The sequence below is a fragment of the Providencia sp. AGC89 genome (genome assembly GCF_053543535.1).
On record NZ_JBIXLP010000097.1, the window covers coordinates 1 to 20,178 of the forward strand.

Sequence of the window (20,178 nt, forward strand, 5' to 3'; positions counted from 1 at the left end):
AATACGTACCATGCCCGGTTTTATGGCAGTCAGCAGCGGGGTATGCTGCGGGTAAATCCCCAGCTCACCTTCACTACCTGTCACCTGAATTTTCTGTACTAGGCCTTCAAACATTTGTTTTTCAGCACTAACAACAGTCAGGTGGTATGTCATTGCAGCTACCATATCAACCTCCTGTCAGCTGGATTAAAGCTTTTTAGCTTTTTCCACAGCTTCTTCAATGGTACCAACCATATAGAACGCTTGTTCTGGCAGGTGGTCGTAATCACCGTTCAGGATACCACTGAAACCACGGATAGTGTCTTTCAGGGAAACGAACTTACCTGGTGAACCGGTAAATACTTCAGCAACGAAGAATGGTTGAGACAGGAAGCGCTGGATCTTACGAGCACGAGCAACAACCAGTTTGTCTTCTTCAGACAACTCATCCATACCCAGAATTGCGATAATATCTTTCAGTTCTTGGTAACGTTGCAGAATAGACTGAACGCCACGCGCAACATCATAGTGCTCTTGACCAACTACGAGTGGGTCTAGCTGACGGCTAGTAGAATCGAGAGGGTCAACCGCTGGGTAGATACCCAAAGATGCGATTTGACGGCTCAGTACTACCGTTGCGTCCAAGTGAGCAAAGGTGGTTGCTGGTGATGGGTCAGTCAAGTCATCCGCAGGAACGTAAACCGCTTGAACGGAAGTGATAGAACCTGTTTGAGTTGAGGTAATACGTTCTTGCAGAACACCCATCTCTTCCGCCAGCGTTGGCTGATAACCTACCGCTGATGGCATACGACCTAACAGTGCTGATACTTCAGTACCCGCCAGTGTATAACGATAGATGTTATCTACGAACAGCAGTACGTCACGACCTTCGTCACGGAATTTTTCAGCCATAGTCAGACCAGTCAGCGCAACACGCAGACGGTTTCCTGGTGGCTCGTTCATCTGGCCATAAACCAGTGATACTTTATCCAAAACGTTAGAGTCGGTCATTTCATGATAGAAGTCGTTCCCTTCACGAGTACGCTCACCAACACCTGCGAATACTGAGTAACCTGAGTGCTCAATCGCGATGTTACGGATAAGTTCCATCATGTTTACTGTTTTACCAACACCCGCACCACCAAACAGACCAACTTTACCACCTTTCGCGAATGGACAGATTAAGTCCATTACTTTGATACCGGTTTCCAGTAGTTCTGTTGAGTTTGATAACTCTTCATAGCTAGGTGCTGCACGGTGAATTGACCAGCGTTCTTCTTCGCCAATATCACCTTTCATATCAATAGGCTCACCCAGAACGTTCATGATACGTCCTAGAGTTGCTTTACCTACTGGTACTTCGATTGGGTGATCTAAGTTAACAACACTTAAACCACGGCTTAGGCCATCTGATGTCCCCATTGCGATACAACGGACAACACCACCGCCTAACTGTTGCTGAACTTCCAGCACCAGTTTTTCTTTACCGTTCATAACCTCAAGAGCGTCATACACTTTTGGTACGCTATCTTGAGGGAACTCGACGTCCACAACGGCGCCGATTACCTGGATAATCTTTCCAGTAGCCATCTTGAATCCTCTACGTAATTCGTAAACCTAGCTGTTAAACCGCGGAAGCACCCGAAACAATTTCGGTAAGCTCCTGAGTAATGCTGGCCTGACGAGCTTTGTTGTAAACCAACTGCAACTCTTTGATCAGGTTACCACCATTATCAGTAGCGGCTTTCATCGCTACCATTCGTGCGGCCTGCTCACTAGCCAGGTTTTCAACGACGCCCTGATAAACCTGCGACTCGATATAACGACGTAGCAGGGTATCCAGCAACGCCTTAGGATCGGGTTCGTATATATAATCCCAAGATTTCTTCTTCAATGTTTCATCATTGCTTGCAGGCAATGGCAATAATTGAAGAATAGTTGGCTCCTGAGACATTGTATTGATGAACTTGTTAGTCACCACATACAGTTTATCCAAACGCCCTTCATCATAGGCTTGTAGCATAGAGTTAACTGGACCAATCAAATCTGAAAGCGTTGGGTTATCCCCCATTCCGGTTACTTGTGTAACGACATTGCCGCCAACAGAACCAAAGAATGAAACCGCTTTAGAGCCGATTAAAGCCAAATCAACCTGAACATTTTTCTCAGACCATGATTTCATATCTGCAAGGAGTTTTTTGAACAGGTTAATGTTCAAACCACCACACAGACCACGGTCTGTTGAAACAACCAAATACCCTACGCGCTTAACTTCACGCTCTTCGAGATATGGATGTTTATATTCCAGATTACCTAACGCTAGGTGACCAATAACACTGCGCATGGTCTCCGCATAAGGACGGCTAGCCGCCATGCGTTCTTGCGATTTACGCATTTTGGACGCAGCGACCATTTCCATCGCTTTAGTGATCTTCTGCGTGTTTTGCACGCTGGCAATCTTGGAACGTATCTCTTTTGCGCCGGCCATTACTGCTTCTCCTTATTAACCAGACGGCCCATAAAAACTCACGGGCCGAATAGTATTACCAGGACTGAGTTGCTTTAAATGATTCGAGCAGTTTTTTCAACTTACCTTCGATATCATCGTTATAGTTACCAGCCTGGCCGATTTCATTCATAAGGTCAGCATGCTCACGCAGTGCATATGAAACTAATGCTGTTTCGAATGCACCAATTTTCGCTAACTCAACATCATCCAAGAATCCACGTTCTGCCGCAAACAGAGACAATGACTGCTCTGCTACTGACATCGGTGCATATTGTTTCTGTTTCAGCAATTCAGTTACTTTCTGACCATGACTTAACTGTTTACGAGTCGCATCATCAAGGTCGGAAGCAAACTGAGCAAACGCTGCCAGTTCACGATACTGAGCCAGTGCTGTACGAATACCACCAGACAATTTCTTGATAATTTTAGTCTGAGCAGCACCACCAACACGAGATACTGAAATACCTGGGTTAACCGCTGGACGAATACCAGAGTTAAACAGGTTAGATTCCAGGAAGATCTGACCATCTGTAATCGAAATTACGTTAGTCGGTACGAATGCAGAAACGTCACCGCCTTGAGTTTCAATGATAGGCAGAGCCGTCAATGAACCTGTTTTGCCTTTAACTTCACCTTTAGTAAAGTTTTCAACGTATTCAGCGTTAACACGAGCTGCACGCTCAAGTAAACGTGAATGCAGATAGAAAACATCACCTGGGTATGCTTCACGTCCTGGTGGACGACGCAGCAACAGTGAAATTTGACGGTATGCGACAGCCTGTTTAGACAGGTCATCGTAAACGATCAGTGCATCTTCACCACGGTCACGGAAGTATTCACCCATTGCGCATCCAGAGTATGCGGAAAGGTATTGCAGAGCTGCTGATTCAGATGCAGTCGCAACAACAACAATGGTGTTTTCCAGAGCACCGTGTTCTTCGAGTTTACGTACTACGTTAGAAATTGTAGATGCTTTCTGACCGATAGCGACATAAACACATTTGATGCCAGAATCACGCTGGTTAATGATTGCGTCGATCGCTAGAGCAGTTTTACCTGTCTGGCGGTCACCGATGATAAGCTCACGCTGACCACGGCCGATTGGAATCATCGCATCGACTGATTTATAACCAGTTTGTACAGGCTGATCAACGGATTGACGTTCGATAACACCTGGAGCAATAACTTCAATTGGAGAGAAGCCATCATTCTCAACAGGGCCTTTACCATCAATTGGTTGACCCAGTGTATTCACGACACGTCCAAGTAAGCCACGGCCTACTGGAACTTCAAGAATACGACCAGTACATTTTACTTTCATGCCTTCTGCCAAGTCGGCATAAGGACCCATAACAACCGCACCAACAGAGTCACGCTCTAAGTTCAATGCGATGGCGTAACGGTTGCCTGGCAGCGCGATCATTTCACCCTGCATGACTTCGGCTAAACCGTGAATACGAATGATACCGTCATTAACGGATACAATCGTACCTTCATTGTGAGCTTCACTCACAACATCGAACTGAGCAATACGCTGTTTGATCAGTTCGCTGATTTCGGTGGAATTCAGTTGCATATGCTCCAGTCCCCTTAAGACTGCAAGACGTCAGTTAAACGCTCTAAGCGACCGCGGATACTACCGTCAATGACGAGGTCTCCAGCACGAATGATCACTCCAGCAATAACAGACTTATCAATTTTGCAATTCAGCTTAACTTTGCGTGACAGACGTTTTTCCATCGCTGCAGAAATTTTAGCTGACTGCTGTTCACTCAACTCGTTTGCAGAAAGTACATCAACTTCAATCGTTGATTCCAGAGCATCACGTAATTGAATAAATTGCGTTAATACTTCTGGTAGCGTAGTTAAACGCCCATTATCTGCCATAACACGAATCAAGTTTTGAACATGCTCGTCAATTTCATCTCCACAAACAGAGATAAACGTTTTAGCTAATGTTTCTGGTGCAATAGAACCAGAAAGCAGCTCACCAACCTGTTCATTACGCGACACCATTGAGATGAAGCCCAGCATATTCTGCCATTTTTCAACAGATTGGTTTTCCACAGCAAAGTCAAAAGCTGCTTTGGCGTAGGGGCGAGCTACAGTAGCAATTTCAGACATGCCCCTCCCTCCTTACAGTTCAGCGACTAGTTTATCAACGATGTCGCTGTTAGCAGCTTCATCCACGGAACGTTCAATGATCTTCTCGGCACCTGCGATAGCAAGCATCGCAACCTGTTTACGTAACTCTTCACGTGCACGTTTACGCTCAGCATCAATTTCAGCTTGCGCTTGTGCGACGATTTTTGCACGTTCTGCTTCTGCTTCTGCTTTTGCTTCATCAATCATTTGAGTGCGTTGTTTATTCGCTTGCTCAATGATGACTTGTGCTTCAGCTTTCGCTTTTTTCAGTCGGTCGGTTGCGTCGGTTTGCGCCAGTTCCAGGTTCTTTTTAGCACGTTCTGCGGAAGATAAACCGTCAGCAATTTCTTTTTGACGTTTTTCAATGGCCGCCATAATCGGTGGCCATACATACTTCATACAGAACCAAACAAACAGGACAAACGCGATAGCCTGGCCGAGGATTGTTGCATTTAGATTCACAGACAATACCTCTTATTCATTAGTGAATTAATGTTCTTAAAGTGTTCCGTAACGTTAATTAAGCAACAGCGAACATTACATACAAGCCCAGACCAACAGCAATCATCGGAATAGCATCGACCAGACCCATTACGATAAAGAACTGTGTACGCAGCAGAGGAATTAAATCTGGCTGACGAGCAGCACCTTCTAAAAATTTACCACCTAGGATGCCGATACCGATCGCAGCACCGATCGCCGCTAAGCCCATCATCACAGCGGCAGCCATGTACAGCAGATCCATACTCAGGTTTTCCATGACAGTCTCCAGTTTGTTTCAGTTAATACAATTATTGATAATTAAATTAGTGCTCTTCAGATGCCATCGACAGATAGACAACAGTCAGAACCATAAAAATAAAGGCTTGTAGCGTAATAATCAGTATGTGGAAGATAGCCCAAGGTAGGCTTAACAACCACTGTGACCACCACGGAAGCAGAGCCGCGATAAGAATAAAGATCAATTCACCTGCATACATGTTACCAAACAGTCGCAGACCGAGTGATACAGGTTTTGACAGCAGGCTTACCCCTTCAAGAATCAAGTTAACAGGAATAAAAACAGGATGGTTGAAAGGCTGCATAGTGAGCTCTTTCGTAAATCCGCCAATTCCTTTCATCTTAATACTGTAAAAGAGGATTAGGATAAACACACCAATAGCCATCGATAAGGTGACACTAACATCAGCGGTTGGTACTGCACGTAATGCAGGTAACCCGAGATAATGCTCAGCAATATACGGAAGGAAATCAATTGGGAGTAAATCCATCAGGTTCATTAAGAATACCCAGACGAACACAGTTAATGCTAAAGGAGCAATAACTTTGCTCTTCCCGTGATACATATCACGGACTGAGTTATCAACGAAACCAATGATCAGTTCTATTGCAGTCTGTAACTTACCGGGTACGCCACTAGTCGCATTGGCTGCAACTTTTCTAAATAGCCACAGGAACAAAGCCCCGAGAACTACTGAGAAAAAAAGCGAGTCAATGTTCAACGTCCAAAATGTTGGACTAGCGTGGGGATCGACCAACTTAAAGGTACTCAGGTCCAACTGAAGGTTTCTCAGATGGTGGCCTATGTAATCCTCTGTAGTCATCACTTCTCCTGATGCAGACATGATGCCTCTTACCCTTTTGTAGTTTAAAAATACTTACCGTTTAAAAACGGCTGGTGCAACAATCTGAACAATTAGCACCGCTAAATAGGTCAAACCCAGTGGTGTTAATGACGCTTTGAACACACCGAAAGCAACAACTAAAACAACGATAGTTGTAACAACCTTTAGCCCTGCTCCTAATGCTAAGAACCAGGCAATGCGGACAGGTTCATCCTCTTCCTTTGCTTTCTGAAATTGTGCTAGCAGCATAAATACGATATTTGGTAACCAGCATGCTAACCCACCAGCAAGAGCAGAGGCCCCCCATTCTATACTATTTGCACAGAAAGCCCCACTGAGGATCACTAAAGTTATAAACTGAACAGACAACTGCTTTGCAGCATGCTTGTTGTCATAAAGGGATACAGACATAACTTTTTTGATACTCCCAGCTCTTCTCAGCCTCAGAAACGCTAAGTGTTGTATAAAACTGCCTTTGCTTAAATGTGTCAAGAGACAAAAACGAGCAAATTATACGGGCAGGCGAAATGAATTCAATCAGTAAGTAGCGAAAAGGTGAATAAATATTTAATTTTTTCGAGTTAGCGCAGAATTGTCGCAGTAATAATTAATAAATAGTTAATGATTTGCTACATACTTACAGTTAAACGTGATCAATATCACACTTCGTATTATTCGCTTTATTTATTCATTCAATTTTCTTCGTAAGAAAAAATAGAATTAATCTGTAAATCAAATAATTAAAGAATTCAATTTTTGAACAAAAAACTGCCGCTATAAAGCAAATATTTCAATATTAACTAACTATCAAGCTAAATCGATTAAGTAAAAATTGGCAATTAACCCCATATTTACTTTCAAAACGCTGTTTTGGAAACTTATTCGTTATTGACGTGTAAACAGTACGTAAAATTCGAGTGTTAACTACCCCGTTAAAAATAATAATAGCCGTCAGTTTTTTAAACCTTCGGCTATCGCTCTAAATGATAAATTTATTTGACGAGAAGCAACTTTATTTTATAGATATTTTAACTAAATGGCGTTGTTCATCAAGTTCAGGAACTTCCAGTTCAATGATTGATTCAACCTTAAACTGCTCTGGTAATGAGGTGATTTCGTCATTATGGATCATACCTTTGAGCGCATAAAAATGCCCTGTCGGGGAGGGTAAATGGTGACACCAGCTCAACATATCATCCAATGACGCGAAAGCTCGACTGATAACCCCATCAAAACCAGACCCAACTGGGTATTCTTCAACACGAGATTGAATAGGTTCGATATTCGTCAAACCAAGTTCGTGTTGAACCTGTTTTAAAAAGCGTATGCGCTTCCCTAAGCTGTCTAATAAAACAAAGTGGGACTCAGGTCGAACAATAGCTAAAGGAACCCCTGGTAAGCCAGGGCCTGTTCCTACATCGATAAACGTAGTCCCGTTGAGTTGACCGTTCACCACTATGCTATCCATAATATGGCGAATCAGCATCTGTTGCGGGTCACGTACAGAAGTTAGATTATAGGCTTTGTTCCATTTAACTAATAACTCAACGTAACCAATTAATTGCTGTTTTTGTTTATCTGTTAGGTTGATATCCGCTTTTGCTAACAATTGGTTAAGTTTTGATAATAAATCCATTTTTATGCGCTCCGGCGTAACATGCCTTGTTTTTTAAGCCAAACAAGTAAAATAGAGATTGCAGCCGGGGTAATACCTGAAATACGTGAAGCTTGGCCTATGGATGTTGGTTTATGGTCGTTCAGTTTAGCCATTACTTCGTTAGATAACCCTTTGACTTGTTTGTAATCAAGGTCAATAGGTAATATCGTGTTTTCATTCCGTAGCTGTCTTTCGATCTCTTCTTTTTGACGAGCGATATAACCTTCATATTTAACCTGTATTTCAACCTGATCGGCAGCTTGAGGATCATCAATACCTGGAGCAAAAAGGTTAAGTGAGGTTAACATTTTATAGGTCATTTCAGGGCGACGTAGTAAATCTTCCCCGTTAGCTTCTTTTGATATTGGTACCGTTAAAATTGCGTCGATTTCTGCATGGTTATCAGATTTTGGATGAACCCAAATATCTTTTAAGCGTTGACGCTCTTTTTCAATCAATTCAACTTTGTTATTAAAATGAGCCCAGCGAACGTCATCAACTAACCCTAGTTCACGCCCTTTTTCAGTTAAACGTAAATCTGCATTGTCTTCACGCAGCATCAAACGGTATTCTGCACGTGAAGTGAACATGCGGTAAGGTTCTTTAGTCCCCAAAGTACACAGGTCATCGACTAAAACCCCAATATAGGCTTGGTCACGACGAGGGAACCAACCTTCTAACCCAAAGGCATATTGTGCAGCATTAAGGCCTGCTAGTAGCCCTTGAGCACCAGCTTCTTCATAACCTGTTGTGCCATTAATTTGACCAGCAAAGAACAGGCCATTAATAAATTTACTTTCTAGAGTTTGTTTGAGATCTCTAGGGTCAAAGAAATCATACTCAATAGCATAACCAGGGCGAATGATCCTTGCATTTTCCATTCCTTTCATGGAATGAACTATTTGCATTTGGACATCAAATGGTAAGCTGGTGGATATACCATTTGGATAGATTTCGTTGCTGGTTAAGCCTTCGGGTTCTAAGAAGATCTGATGTGAGTCTTTGTCTGCAAAGCGCATCACTTTATCTTCGATCGATGGGCAATAACGCGGGCCTATACCTTCGATGATCCCTGCGTACATTGGGCTACGATCAAGGTTATTTCTGATCACATCATGGGTTTTTTCATTGGTGTAAGTGATGTAACAAGGCATCTGTTGTGGATGTTGATCCTGTGAGCCTAGGAATGAAAAAACAGGCATAGGATTATCACCTAGTTGTTGTGCTAACTGGGTGAAATCGATGGTTCTTGCATCAATACGTGGTGGAGTTCCCGTTTTTAAGCGGTTAACTCGTAATGGTAATTCCCTTAAACGTTGAGAAAGGGAAACTGATGGCGGGTCACCAGCACGACCACCACTGTAGTTTTCTAAACCTATATGAATTTTTCCATCAAGAAAAGTCCCTACCGTTAATACCACTGCTTTTGCTTTAAATTTTAAGCCCATGCGGGTAACAGCGCCTGTGACTTGATTATTTTCAACAATTAAGTCTTCAACAGGTTGTTGGAAAATCATTAAGTTTGGTTGATTTTCTAAAGCGGTTCTAACTGCTTGTCGATAAAGAACGCGGTCTGCTTGTGCACGAGTTGCACGTACTGCCGGCCCTTTACTGGCATTTAATGTTCTAAATTGAATACCGGCTTTGTCAGTTGCAGTTGCCATTAAACCACCAAGGGCATCAATTTCTCTAACCAGATGTCCCTTACCGATCCCACCAATGGCTGGGTTGCAAGACATCTGGCCCAATGTATCAATATTGTGAGTCAGTAATAGGGTTTGACGCCCCATACGTGCAGCTGCCATTGCTGCTTCAGTACCGGCATGACCACCACCAATTACGATGACGTCAAATTGCTCTGGATAAAACATGTGTGAACCTTAAACGTTAGAAAATGCTGACTGTGCATTTGAGGAGAGGATTCTACTCAAGTTTTAGGAAGACACCAAGTTTTAGGTATCTCCCTTATATAGTATTAAGATCTTTTTATTTAAAGATCTCTTTATTAGATCTATTATTAGGATCGCTCGTTTCTGTGGATAAGTGGATTTTCACTTTAAAGATCATAAAAGTGTAAAGGATCATATACTGTGAATGATCCGTGATCCTATTGCGTATAAGCTGGGATCAAAAAGGTGACTTATACACAGGCAGTGGTCGACCTAAAACTTATACTATGGATAACTACCGGTTAATACCGTGATCTTCCCTGAGTTATCCACAGCTGACTGCTGGTTTAATAACCAAATCATAGTTCGTTTGCCCAAATTTTAACCCATTCCCCCGCGGGATCTTCAGGTATTTCGTGTTGCTGGACATCAATTTCAAAACATTCACCGATCCTTTTTGCCCCTTTTTCGCTTAATAACGAATCAAGTTTGTGGATCGCACCACAAAAAATGTCATACTCGGAACTACCGATCCCGACTGCACCAAATTTAACTTTACTTAGATCTGGGGATTCTTTTTGTATGCTTTCAAATAAAGGCTGAATGTTTTCTGGTAAATCACCTGCACCATGTGTAGAGCTAACCACCAGCCATAACCCTTCAAGTGTTAAGTCATCAAGACTAGGACCATGTTGAATTTCTGTTTCATAACCTAATTCGTCCAAAATCTCAGCCATATGCTCTGCAACATATTCCGCACTGCCCATTGTACTGCCACTTATTAAGGTTACTTTTGTCATGGTGATTCTCTTTCACGATAATTGCTGGCTATTGTACGCTGTGAATGAGCTGGGATCTACCTGTGGATAATGTGGTTATATAATTTTTTTTTCTAAGGGCTAATTGTTCGCAAGATTGGGTTCTGTAAGGAGATCAACGTTTCGGTGGATTGTATTTCATCAATCGTTTGAATTTTGTTGATAAGTACGTCTTGTAACGCATCAATTGACTTGCACATGACTTTGATAAAAATGCTGTATTGCCCAGTTGTGTAATAAACCTCAACCACTTCTTCTAAGGCATCCAGTTTTTTTAGTGCTGTTGGGTAATCTTTAGCACTTTTTAAAATGATGCCAATAAAACAGCAGACATCAAAACCTAACCGTTTTGGGCTGATATCGATACGAGTTCCTTGAATGATTCCAGCTTGCTTCATTTTCTCTACGCGAACATGAATTGTACCTGGGCTAACAGAGAATTTTTTTGCTAATTCTGCATATGGTGTACGTGCATTTCCCATTAATTCGTGAAGTATGTCACGATCGAGATTATCGATTTGATAATTTTCAGGCATTATTTCACCTCCATTTTAACGATTATTCATTTTTATACCCTTTTTTTTGATTAAAATAAACGCCAATGGCTTTTTTTAATGAAGTATATTGAATTTATACCTCATTTTGTTGCTTAATCTATACATCAGCTAATACAGCAATCAAATTATGGGTACAAAATTATGGACAAGTCATTCATCGAACATCAGCAACAAATTAGTTTTGTTAAATCATATTTCTCACGTTTACTTGAAAAGGAATTAGGCTTAATTGAGGTTCAAGGCCCAATCCTGAGCCGTTTAGGTGATGGTACACAAGATAACTTATCCGGTAGTGAAAAAGCCGTTCAAGTAAAAGTGAAATCAATTCCAGGTGCAACCTTCGAAGTCGTTCACTCATTGGCTAAATGGAAACGTAAAACGCTCGGTCGTTTTGGTTTTAGTAAAGGCCAAGGTTTATATACACATATGAAAGCGTTGCGTCCGGACGAGGATCGCTTAACCCCTATCCACTCTGTCTATGTTGATCAGTGGGATTGGGAAAAAGTGATGGCAGATGAGGAGCGTACTCTTCCTTATCTGAAACAGACAGTGGGTAAAATCTATAAGGCAATAAAAGAAACAGAAGCTGCCGTAAGTAAAGAATTTGGTTTGGCACCGTTCCTGCCAGACCAAATTCACTTTATCCACAGTGAAGAGTTACTACAGCGTTACCCTGACTTAGACGCTAAAGGTCGTGAGCGCGCTATCGCGAAAGAACTGGGTGCTGTATTCTTGATTGGTATTGGCGGTAAGTTATCGAGCGGTGAATCACATGATGTACGTGCACCAGACTATGATGACTGGACGACAAAAAATGAAGATGGTTTTTGTGGTTTAAACGGTGACATCATTGTATGGAACCCAGTATTACAAGATGCTTTTGAGCTGTCCTCTATGGGTATTCGTGTAAGTCCTGAGTGCTTGACATACCAATTAGGCCTGACAAATGATGAAAAGCGTATGGAATTAGAGTGGCATCAAGCGTTAGTGAAAGGTGAAATGCCGCAAACTATTGGGGGTGGCATTGGTCAATCACGTTTAGTGATGTTGCTTCTGCAACGTCAACACATTGGCCAAGTACAATGTGGCGTGTGGGGCGAAGAAATGCAAGAGTCAGTTGAAGGTATTCTGTAATTAGCGATTAAAGCGGCGTAGTAGCCTGCTTTTTAACCCAGTATCAAAGCGCCAAATATGGTCAAAAATTTTCATGATGCTGGGTTTCCCATAATTTGATACGGATACCGCATGGAAGCGGTATTTCCCCATCTTCTGCATTGATTTAATCTTCTGAATTAATTCATCGGGCAAACGTTGAGCCACAAAATCAGAAATTACCACTGCATCTGCATCAGCCCACTGTTTTGACTCCAATTTTATTGCTGTTTCTTGCAAACAAGCGGCGAGATCGGTCCCACCTTTAAAGGTCTGATGTAAAAAACGAATACATTGATCTAAGCCATCGGCAGATAATAAATCGTAGTGCACTATTTCTGTGGAGAATAACATGACATGGCATGACCGGTTATCTGCCAGCGCAATTTTCATCAGGGCAAGGCAAAAGGCTTTGGCACATCGTTCATTTAACCCCCCCATTGAACCAGAGGTATCGATACATACAACGAATGGTCCTCTTGGTTGCTCTTCGTTATGATGATGTGTGATTGGCCGAAGTATTTTTCTTTCTTGCCAACTCTCACCTTGTAAACGATAAGTCAAAAGTTGTTTTTCAAGCAATTTGCGATAAAACTCAAACTCTATATCTTCAAGTCCTAACATGGCTAATTCCGCGGGTAATAACCGTAAAATATCATCGCTTTGATTTAAACCATTAACTTGTTCGGGGACAGTTTCAGGGACTTTTTCCATGATAGTCATTGGTTCAAGTATGACGCTATCATCTGGAATGGCTTGGGCTGTTTGGCTGCGCCCTAACAATTGGGCTATTTTTTCCAGTTCAGGTTGTTGGCGTAAAAACTCACTATAACGATTTAACAATTGGTCATTATAAGCTGAGGTCATATTGGCACCTTTGCTTAGATCCCATAAGCGGCCTGCTGCACGCTCATTTTCACCGAGTATATCTTCTAAATTTCCACTTAACGCTAGCCGACGCTGTAATTCCGCCAGCAACTGTTCTTTTTCTTGCTCCAACAGTTCTTTATGAAGAGTCGTAACTTGAAAAATTAAGCTAATACGCCATCTTTGGACAAACAGTGATTGTCTTGCACCACGGTTTTCTATTTTGCCACTCTGTAACTGATAAGCTTCACGATAAAAAGGGGAATCAAGTTGATGAAGCTTTTCAATTACAGTAGGGAGTTGGGTAAAAAAAGCATCAGTGGAAATTCCTAATGACTGGCGATACAACTCAAACTCTTCAGAAAGCTGTAAAGGGACGAGTGCATCTTTCATCCTTTGTTTGAGATCTTTTTTCCAACTGGATAAATCTTTTAGTAAGACTTTTTTCAAACGTGGGTGTTTTTCGAAAAATACGGCCAATTGTGGGGTAGCGAGAAGAGAAATAATGATCTCTTCAATTAATTGACCTTCATTAACCGAAAGTAGCATTTCGAGTGTGGCTAAACTCATCATAATTATTCAGCCACTTTACCCGTGATTTGGTTGCGTAGTTGGATGAGTCTCTCGGATACGTTAATAAAGCTTTGTTCTATATCTGCTATCCAATGGGGCTCGATAAATAAATTTGGTTGCTGTTTTTCAAATTGATAGCGAGCTGTTTGGATATCATTTTGAATTTTATCCAACTTATCTAACCATTCTTGGTTATTTATCGTAGGTATGTTACTTGCTGTTTTATCCTGTAGATATAAAGTCGATGATTGGTGACTCACATCTAATAATTGAATTTGGTTTAAATTATTAATCTCTGCGGCCAATTCTTGGGCAAAACCAATTCCGTTGAGGTGAGCTGATAACGTTGTTCCTTTATTTAAAAAGTTTATCAGGGATTTTTTATCCGTTGTCACAAAGGTGACTTTCATATTATGTAACTGCAATGGGCGATGTAAAAATAGCGTAATACGCCCTTCAGCAATATTCTCTGGGAGTACATATGAGGCTTTGCGAGCAAACATTGCATTGTTTTTATTTACTTTAAATGCGTCTTGGTTGTTTTGATCTTGGGTTGATGACATCCATTGTTGGTAAGTTAGCTCTATTTCGTGCATTAATTTACGTTGTTGCCAGCCATCCTCTTGCAGTAGAGATTGCAATAATTTAGGCAAGGTGTTCATGGATTGCATATCGTGCCATAGGCAATCTTTTAGTAGCACAATATCAAGGGGGGATACACTACTTCTACCATTGAAAAATGCACTTGCTTGCAGTAGATAAACCGCTTTTTTCCATCGCCTGTCAGAAACATAAACTTGCTTATCTGTTGCATCTAATTGTTGACGTAGTTGATAAATAAGCTCAAAACAGTGATCGGGTAGCGTAATTTTCGGTATTTCTTGTTGCCACTGTTGGTATTCTTCATCACTGATTTTTAAATGTTCAGGTACTTGTGCTTCATCTAAGGATGATTTTCCAGTTAGAAGTGCGCGGAAATTTTGTTTTTCTTGTAGTTTATCTAACCAAATACGCACTAACATACGGTCAAATAGTGCTTCTAGGCTACTATCTGCATCAGGAAGTTCATTAGAAGCGGTAACTAATAGCCGCATCGGAATACGTTTTTCTTCGTCACCATTACGAAACTTGCGTTCATTTACTGCCGTTAGCAAAGTATTTAAAATAGCGGGGCCGGCTTTCCAAATCTCATCAAGAAAGACAACTTCAGCATCAGGTAAATAGCCTTTAGTTAGCCGTTGGTAGCGCCCTTCATCTTTTAGTGCCTGTATTGATAGTGGGCCAAATATTTCTTCGGGAGTCGAAAAACGTGTCATTAAGTATTCAAACGCATTTGCATGGCGAAAAGCAAATTTCATTCGTCTCGCTATCAAGCTTTTTGCAATACCTGGAGGGCCTAAGAGAAAAACACTTTCCCCACTTAATGTGGCTAATAAACATAAACGAATAGCCTGCTGGCGTTCATATAAACCGCTTTCAAGGTAATTGCTAAGTTGAGCTATCCGTTCAGATAATTGCATCGATATTCCTTTCATTGAATAACAAAATTCAATAATGTTGTAGTTACGCTTAATTCTTAGGTTATCCGTCCTTTTATAAACAGTGCAATCAAATTTGTCATTTTTCTTTTGTGTTATTTGATTTAAATCGTGTGTAGCTGTATTAAGGCGAGAAAATCTTAATCGAAAGAGAGCTGATTTGAACTGGGTGGGCTCATGAGTATAAAACTATGAGCCCGCGCTGAGGATTAATAATTATTAATAAGGTGCATCTGGCGTGGTAACTCGAATTAATTTTTCATTCACAAACTCACGAATGCCCGCAAGTGATTGTTCTCGACCATAACCAGAAAGCTTAGTTCCACCGAAGGGGAGCTCAGGGGCAATTCCTGTCGTATGATTGATATAAACCATCCCTGTGACTATTTGGCGAGCCACTTTTATTGCTTCCGCTTCATTCTTACCAAAGACAGTTCCACCTAAACCGAATTCAGTCGCGTTAGCTAATTGAATGGCTTCATCTATATTTTTTACAGCATAAATACAAAGTACTGGGCCGAATATTTCTTCATGATAAGCTTTCATATTCGGTTTTATATCTGTCAATATTGTGGGTTGCATAAACGCCCCTTCACGATCTAATCGCTTACCGCCAAATACCAGTGTTGCTCCCTCTTTTACAGCCACTTCAACTTGATTAATAACGTCGTTTACTGCTCCTTCGCTACTTAATGGGGCGAGTTGCGTAGCTGGGTCCATTGGGTCACCCACAATAATTTTTTCATAGATTGCTTTTGCTTTTGCGATAAATTCTTTCGCAACGTTTTCTAATACAATAATACGTTTTGGTGAAACACAAACTTGCCCTGCATTCCATAGACGGCCAGCAGTCGCTGTCGCAACCGCACTATCAATATCTGCATCAGCTAGCACAATAAAAGCATCACTCCCTCCTAGCTCAAGTGTTGATTTTTTTATTACTTTGCTTGCTTCAGAGGCAAAATTGGAACCAGCAGGTTTACTTCCTGTTAAAGATACGGCTTTGACTCGTTCATCTGAAACAAGAGCTGAAACTTTTGAGCCAGGAATGAATAAATTGTTGTAAACGCCATCCGGTAGGCCTGCTTCAATAAATATTTTTTCCGTTATTTCAGCGCATTGGGGAATATTTGAAGCATGCTTTAAAACAATGGTATTCCCTGCCATTAGATTAGCAGCAGCTGTTCGAGTTATTTGATAAAATGGAAAATTCCATGGTTGAACAGTCAGGAGTACCCCGATAGGTTCATAAGTTAAGAAGGCTTTTCCGTGTTTAACATCAATTTCTTTATCTGCTAATAAACGGCTTCCTTCATTCGCATAGTAGTCAAAAATATTTGCGCATAATTCGACTTCGCTTATCGATTCACTTAATAGTTTTCCCATTTCTGTTGTACAGATTTTTCCGAGAAGCTCTTTTTTATCTCGCATAGTTTTTGCTATGTTATGTAAAATTACTGCTCGCTCTGTAAATGAGCTTTTTTTCCAAGTCAGGTAGGCGTTATCTGCTTTGCTGAGTATTGTATCGACTTCCTCCGCACTCATTTCTTGATAAATCTTTTCTACTTTATTTGTTGCTGGATTAACTGATTTTATTGATGATGTCATATTCATTTTTTATTCCTTATCGCAACGGTTAAAGATAAATAATTCAACCTATCTTAAATTACATTTGATATATCACCATAAAATGAGCTTAAAATGAATTTAAATGGCATTTTTCATCAAAAAATCTTTGTAAACAATTTTTAATTGTTTTTGAATGTTTTTTTTTATGTTTATTTATGAATCAATAGAAACGATTCAGCTTAAGCTATTCAATTAGTTATCATTTTTTATTTTTTTAACGCTAACGAAACGTTTCGATGTTGATCACAAATATTAACCATCAATATTGAGTTGTAACTCATCTTTACTATGATTACATGAGCGAAACGTTTCGCTTACTAGAATGGCGGTGAAAAATGAAAAAGGGTGTTTTACTTAATGCCAACGTGACCTCTGTAATTGCCAAGTTAGGTCATACGGACCAAATAACGCTTGCTGATGCTGGTTTGCCTATTTCTCAAGGAACTGAGCGCATTGATTTAGCCATTACTCAAGGCTTACCCGATTTCATGTCAGTTTTAAGTGTTATTACTCAAGAGATGCAAGTCGAAAAAGCCATTCTAGCTGAGGAAATTAGTACCAATAACCCACAAATGGAAGATGCTATTTTAGCTCACTTACAACAGCTAGAAGTCACTCAAAATAATACGATTGAAATTATCTATTGCAGCCATGAACGTTTTAAACAACTGACTCATGACAGTAAAGCGGTGATCCGCACCGGAGAATGTTCACCGTTCGCTAACATTATTCTTTGTTCTGGTGTGACTTTCTGAGGTGATTATGCAACCTTTATTAGAACTTATCGGGATCGATAAATCATTTCCAGGGGTAAAAGCCCTTAATGGGGCGACATTAAATGTCTATCCTGGAAAAGTCATGGCGCTGGTGGGGGAAAATGGGGCTGGCAAATCAACCATGATGAAAGTACTAACCGGTATCTATAGCAAAGATGCAGGTAAAATCCGCTATCTAGGCAAAGAAGTAAAATTTAATGGCCCTAAAAACTCCCAAGAAGCAGGCATTGGTATTATTCACCAAGAGCTAAATCTTATTCCTGAATTAACTATCGCGGAGAATATTTTTCTTGGTCGAGAATTTGTTAATGTATTTGGCAAAATCGACTGGAAAAAGATGTTTAGTGAATCAGACAAACTTCTTCAACGTCTTAATCTTGATTATAACAGCCACCAAACTATTGCTGAGCTCTCTATTGGTGAGCAGCAAATGGTCGAAATAGCTAAGGTTCTGAGTTATCAATCCCAAGTTATCATCATGGATGAGCCAACCGATGCTTTAACTGATACAGAAACAGCTTCTTTATTTAGAGTTATTGAAGACTTAAAAGCGCAAGGCTGTGGCATTGTGTACATTTCTCATCGGCTAAAAGAAATTTTTGAAATTTGCGATGATGTAACTGTTTTTCGTGACGGCCAATTTATAGGTGAAAAACCTGTTAGCGAATTAGAAGAAGAAAAGCTAATTGAAATGATGGTAGGACGAAAACTAGAAGATCAGTATCCGAGAGTTGATGTTCCTACTGGTAGTGTGCGCTTACAGTTGCAAAATATATCCGGTCCCGGAGTCACTAATGCCAGTTTTAGTCTAAAAAGTGGTGAAATTTTAGGGGTTTCAGGGTTGATGGGGGCAGGTCGCACGGAATTGATGAAAATTATTTATGGCGCGGCAGCGAAGAAAACAGGGACTATTACTCTTGAAGGTAAGGAAGTCACATTAAGAACTCCTCAAGATGGCCTAAATAACGGCATTGTCTATATTTCTGAAGACCGCAAACGTGATGGTTTAGTACTTGGCATGTCAGTGAAAGAAAATATGTCATTGACGGCACTACGTTATTTTAGCCGCGTAGGTGGTAGTTTAAAACATAAAGAAGAACAACAAACTGTCAGTGATTTCATTCGATTATTCAATATTAAAACGCCATCAATGGACCAAATTATTGGCAACCTTTCTGGTGGTAATCAGCAAAAAGTGGCAATTGCTCGGGGGTTAATGACGCGACCTAAAGTCCTGATCCTTGATGAACCAACTCGCGGGGTTGATGTTGGAGCCAAAAAAGAAATTTATCAATTAATTAACCAATTTAAGAAAGAAGGACTGAGTATCATTTTAGTTTCTTCAGAAATGCCAGAAGTGATTGGAATGAGTGACCGTATTTTGGTTATGCATGAAGGTCATATCAGTGGGGAGTTTTCCGCCAAAGACGCAACTCAGGAAGCCTTAATGGCTGCTGCAGTGGGTAAACATTATGGCTCAGTTCAGGAGTTATCAGCATGAGTTCAACTACCGCATCATCAAAACGCTGGTTCAGCAAAGCATGGCTGATGGAGCAAAAATCATTAATAGCACTATTAATTTTAATTGCGATCGTATCGACATTAAGCCCTAATTTTTTTACGGTTAATAACTTTTTCAATATCTTACAACAAACCTCTGTGAATGCCATTATGGCTGTTGGAATGACATTGGTCATTTTAACCTCAGGAATTGACCTGTCTGTCGGCTCATTATTAGCATTAACTGGGGCTGTGGCAGCTTCTATGGTGAGTACTGATGTAAATGCTTTAGTCGCTGTTGCTGGTGCATTAGCATTGGGGGCTGCAATTGGCGCATGTACCGGTGTTATTGTCGCAAAAGGTAAAGTTCAAGCTTTTATTGCAACTCTAGTCATGATGTTATTACTACGTGGGGTTACTCGCGTGTACACTGACGGAAGCCCTATTAATACAGGGTTTAGTGATAACGCAGATTTATTTGGTTGGTTTGGTATTGGGCGTCCATTTGGCATTCCGACCCCTGTTTGGTTAATGATCATTGTTTTTGCGGCTGCATGGTACATGTTGCATCACACACGTCTAGGTCGTTATATCTATGCATTAGGGGGGAATGAATCAGCAACTCGCCTATCTGGTATTAACGTCGACCGCATTAAAATTATCGTTTATGCCTTATGTGGCTTGTTAGCTGCATTGGCGAGTGTAATCGAAGTTGCGCGTTTATCATCAGCACAACCAATGGCGGGTAATGGATATGAATTGGATGCCATTGCTGCGGTTGTTCTTGGTGGTACCAGCCTTGCTGGTGGTAAAGGCCGCATTGTCGGAACCTTGATTGGTGCCTTGATCCTTGGTTTTCTAAATAATGGCTTAAACTTATTAGGTATTTCGTCAAACTATCAGATGATTGTAAAAGCTGTCGTCATCTTACTTGCGGTACTTGTTGATAATAAAAAATAACCCT

General features: G+C 40.9%; 19 protein-coding genes and 1 pseudogene. 4 read left to right on the top strand and 16 right to left on the bottom strand.

Going from position 1 to position 20,178, the window contains the following annotated elements:
* From atpC to asnC, 13 genes and pseudogenes are all read right to left on the bottom strand, one after another.
* Positions 1-165, bottom strand: a pseudogene (atpC, locus tag ACIPUA_RS23330) (F0F1 ATP synthase subunit epsilon); the annotation flags it as partial.
* Between the two features lie 21 nt (positions 166-186).
* Positions 187-1,569: a F0F1 ATP synthase subunit beta gene (gene atpD / locus ACIPUA_RS23335; protein ID WP_042846798.1), complete on the bottom strand. Its 1,383-nt coding sequence runs from the start codon at positions 1,567-1,569 to the stop codon at positions 187-189.
* A gap of 34 nt (positions 1,570-1,603) precedes the next feature.
* Positions 1,604-2,467 (bottom strand): F0F1 ATP synthase subunit gamma, encoded by an 864-nt coding sequence (gene atpG / locus ACIPUA_RS23340; protein WP_042846799.1) that lies wholly within the window; start codon positions 2,465-2,467, stop codon positions 1,604-1,606.
* A 55-nt stretch (positions 2,468-2,522) separates the two neighbouring features.
* Positions 2,523-4,064, bottom strand: a complete 1,542-nt coding sequence (atpA, locus tag ACIPUA_RS23345; RefSeq protein WP_042846800.1) for a F0F1 ATP synthase subunit alpha — start codon at positions 4,062-4,064, stop codon at positions 2,523-2,525.
* Positions 4,065-4,078: 14 nt separating this feature from the next.
* The gene (gene atpH / locus ACIPUA_RS23350; RefSeq protein ID WP_042846801.1) at positions 4,079-4,612 is read right to left on the bottom strand and encodes a F0F1 ATP synthase subunit delta; all 534 of its coding nucleotides are present in this window, start codon (positions 4,610-4,612) and stop codon (positions 4,079-4,081) included.
* 12 nt (positions 4,613-4,624) lie between these two features.
* Positions 4,625-5,095 carry a F0F1 ATP synthase subunit B gene (atpF, locus tag ACIPUA_RS23355; protein WP_042846802.1) on the bottom strand — a complete coding sequence of 157 codons (471 nt, stop codon included), beginning with the start codon at positions 5,093-5,095 and terminating at the stop codon, positions 4,625-4,627.
* 58 nt (positions 5,096-5,153) lie between these two features.
* The gene (gene atpE / locus ACIPUA_RS23360) at positions 5,154-5,393 is read right to left on the bottom strand and encodes a F0F1 ATP synthase subunit C (RefSeq protein ID WP_004093904.1); all 240 of its coding nucleotides are present in this window, start codon (positions 5,391-5,393) and stop codon (positions 5,154-5,156) included.
* Positions 5,394-5,439: 46 nt separating this feature from the next.
* Complete coding sequence (gene atpB, locus ACIPUA_RS23365; RefSeq protein ID WP_048605636.1) at positions 5,440-6,258, bottom strand: F0F1 ATP synthase subunit A; 819 nt, start codon at positions 6,256-6,258, stop codon at positions 5,440-5,442.
* 33 nt (positions 6,259-6,291) lie between these two features.
* Positions 6,292-6,669 carry a F0F1 ATP synthase subunit I gene (gene atpI / locus ACIPUA_RS23370; RefSeq protein ID WP_042846804.1) on the bottom strand — a complete coding sequence of 126 codons (378 nt, stop codon included), beginning with the start codon at positions 6,667-6,669 and terminating at the stop codon, positions 6,292-6,294.
* A gap of 601 nt (positions 6,670-7,270) precedes the next feature.
* Entirely contained in the window at positions 7,271-7,894 is a 624-nt protein-coding gene (gene rsmG, locus ACIPUA_RS23375; protein WP_042846805.1) for a 16S rRNA (guanine(527)-N(7))-methyltransferase RsmG, read from the bottom strand.
* A 2-nt stretch (positions 7,895-7,896) separates the two neighbouring features.
* Positions 7,897-9,786 (bottom strand): tRNA uridine-5-carboxymethylaminomethyl(34) synthesis enzyme MnmG, encoded by a 1,890-nt coding sequence (gene mnmG, locus ACIPUA_RS23380; RefSeq protein ID WP_042846806.1) that lies wholly within the window; start codon positions 9,784-9,786, stop codon positions 7,897-7,899.
* 377 nt (positions 9,787-10,163) lie between these two features.
* Positions 10,164-10,604: an FMN-binding protein MioC gene (mioC, locus tag ACIPUA_RS23385; protein WP_042846807.1), complete on the bottom strand. Its 441-nt coding sequence runs from the start codon at positions 10,602-10,604 to the stop codon at positions 10,164-10,166.
* 92 nt (positions 10,605-10,696) lie between these two features.
* Complete coding sequence (gene asnC, locus ACIPUA_RS23390) at positions 10,697-11,158, bottom strand: transcriptional regulator AsnC (RefSeq protein WP_042846808.1); 462 nt, start codon at positions 11,156-11,158, stop codon at positions 10,697-10,699.
* 162 nt (positions 11,159-11,320) lie between these two features.
* Between asnC and asnA the strand changes: the two genes are divergently transcribed.
* Complete coding sequence (gene asnA, locus ACIPUA_RS23395) at positions 11,321-12,313, top strand: aspartate--ammonia ligase (RefSeq protein WP_449060211.1); 993 nt, start codon at positions 11,321-11,323, stop codon at positions 12,311-12,313.
* Here the strand turns inward: asnA and viaA are convergent, their stop codons facing one another.
* From viaA to ACIPUA_RS23410, 3 genes are all read right to left on the bottom strand, one after another.
* Positions 12,314-13,771, bottom strand: coding sequence for an ATPase RavA stimulator ViaA (gene viaA / locus ACIPUA_RS23400; RefSeq protein WP_181468911.1), 1,458 nt, complete (start codon positions 13,769-13,771; stop codon positions 12,314-12,316).
* 2 nt (positions 13,772-13,773) lie between these two features.
* Entirely contained in the window at positions 13,774-15,291 is a 1,518-nt protein-coding gene (gene ravA, locus ACIPUA_RS23405) for an ATPase RavA (protein ID WP_071547557.1), read from the bottom strand.
* 237 nt (positions 15,292-15,528) lie between these two features.
* Positions 15,529-16,923 (bottom strand): NAD-dependent succinate-semialdehyde dehydrogenase, encoded by a 1,395-nt coding sequence (locus ACIPUA_RS23410; protein ID WP_449060212.1) that lies wholly within the window; start codon positions 16,921-16,923, stop codon positions 15,529-15,531.
* Between the two features lie 350 nt (positions 16,924-17,273).
* Here ACIPUA_RS23410 and rbsD point away from each other — a divergent pair, with 350 nt between their 5' ends.
* The 3 genes from rbsD to rbsC are packed head-to-tail and all read left to right on the top strand — an operon-like array spanning position 17,274 to position 20,174.
* Positions 17,274-17,693: a D-ribose pyranase gene (gene rbsD / locus ACIPUA_RS23415; protein ID WP_042846813.1), complete on the top strand. Its 420-nt coding sequence runs from the start codon at positions 17,274-17,276 to the stop codon at positions 17,691-17,693.
* Between the two features lie 7 nt (positions 17,694-17,700).
* Complete coding sequence (gene rbsA, locus ACIPUA_RS23420; protein ID WP_042846814.1) at positions 17,701-19,215, top strand: ribose ABC transporter ATP-binding protein RbsA; 1,515 nt, start codon at positions 17,701-17,703, stop codon at positions 19,213-19,215.
* A complete protein-coding gene (gene rbsC, locus ACIPUA_RS23425) occupies positions 19,212-20,174 on the top strand; it encodes a ribose ABC transporter permease (protein WP_042846815.1) in 963 nt (320 codons plus the stop codon). Before rbsA ends, rbsC begins: the two co-directional genes overlap by 4 nt.
* Positions 20,175-20,178: the final 4 nt, after the last annotated feature.

What these genes read in the sequence shown, in the direction of transcription:
- rbsA (WP_042846814.1), top strand. Translation starts at nt 17,701, where the DNA reads ATGCAACCTTTATTAGAACTTATCGGGATCGATAAATCATTTCCAGGG.
- atpG (WP_042846799.1), bottom strand. Translation starts at nt 2,467, where the DNA reads ATGGCCGGCGCAAAAGAGATACGTTCCAAGATTGCCAGCGTGCAAAAC.
- atpI (WP_042846804.1), bottom strand. Translation starts at nt 6,669, where the DNA reads ATGTCTGTATCCCTTTATGACAACAAGCATGCTGCAAAGCAGTTGTCT.
- atpB (WP_048605636.1), bottom strand. Translation starts at nt 6,258, where the DNA reads ATGTCTGCATCAGGAGAAGTGATGACTACAGAGGATTACATAGGCCAC.
- rsmG (WP_042846805.1), bottom strand. Translation starts at nt 7,894, where the DNA reads ATGGATTTATTATCAAAACTTAACCAATTGTTAGCAAAAGCGGATATC.
- rbsD (WP_042846813.1), top strand. Translation starts at nt 17,274, where the DNA reads ATGAAAAAGGGTGTTTTACTTAATGCCAACGTGACCTCTGTAATTGCC.
- viaA (WP_181468911.1), bottom strand. Translation starts at nt 13,771, where the DNA reads ATGATGAGTTTAGCCACACTCGAAATGCTACTTTCGGTTAATGAAGGT.
- ACIPUA_RS23410 (WP_449060212.1), bottom strand. Translation starts at nt 16,923, where the DNA reads ATGAATATGACATCATCAATAAAATCAGTTAATCCAGCAACAAATAAA.
- atpA (WP_042846800.1), bottom strand. Translation starts at nt 4,064, where the DNA reads ATGCAACTGAATTCCACCGAAATCAGCGAACTGATCAAACAGCGTATT.
- atpH (WP_042846801.1), bottom strand. Translation starts at nt 4,612, where the DNA reads ATGTCTGAAATTGCTACTGTAGCTCGCCCCTACGCCAAAGCAGCTTTT.
- rbsC (WP_042846815.1), top strand. Translation starts at nt 19,212, where the DNA reads ATGAGTTCAACTACCGCATCATCAAAACGCTGGTTCAGCAAAGCATGG.
- mioC (WP_042846807.1), bottom strand. Translation starts at nt 10,604, where the DNA reads ATGACAAAAGTAACCTTAATAAGTGGCAGTACAATGGGCAGTGCGGAA.
- mnmG (WP_042846806.1), bottom strand. Translation starts at nt 9,786, where the DNA reads ATGTTTTATCCAGAGCAATTTGACGTCATCGTAATTGGTGGTGGTCAT.
- atpE (WP_004093904.1), bottom strand. Translation starts at nt 5,393, where the DNA reads ATGGAAAACCTGAGTATGGATCTGCTGTACATGGCTGCCGCTGTGATG.
- asnC (WP_042846808.1), bottom strand. Translation starts at nt 11,158, where the DNA reads ATGCCTGAAAATTATCAAATCGATAATCTCGATCGTGACATACTTCAC.
- atpD (WP_042846798.1), bottom strand. Translation starts at nt 1,569, where the DNA reads ATGGCTACTGGAAAGATTATCCAGGTAATCGGCGCCGTTGTGGACGTC.
- ravA (WP_071547557.1), bottom strand. Translation starts at nt 15,291, where the DNA reads ATGCAATTATCTGAACGGATAGCTCAACTTAGCAATTACCTTGAAAGC.
- asnA (WP_449060211.1), top strand. Translation starts at nt 11,321, where the DNA reads ATGGACAAGTCATTCATCGAACATCAGCAACAAATTAGTTTTGTTAAA.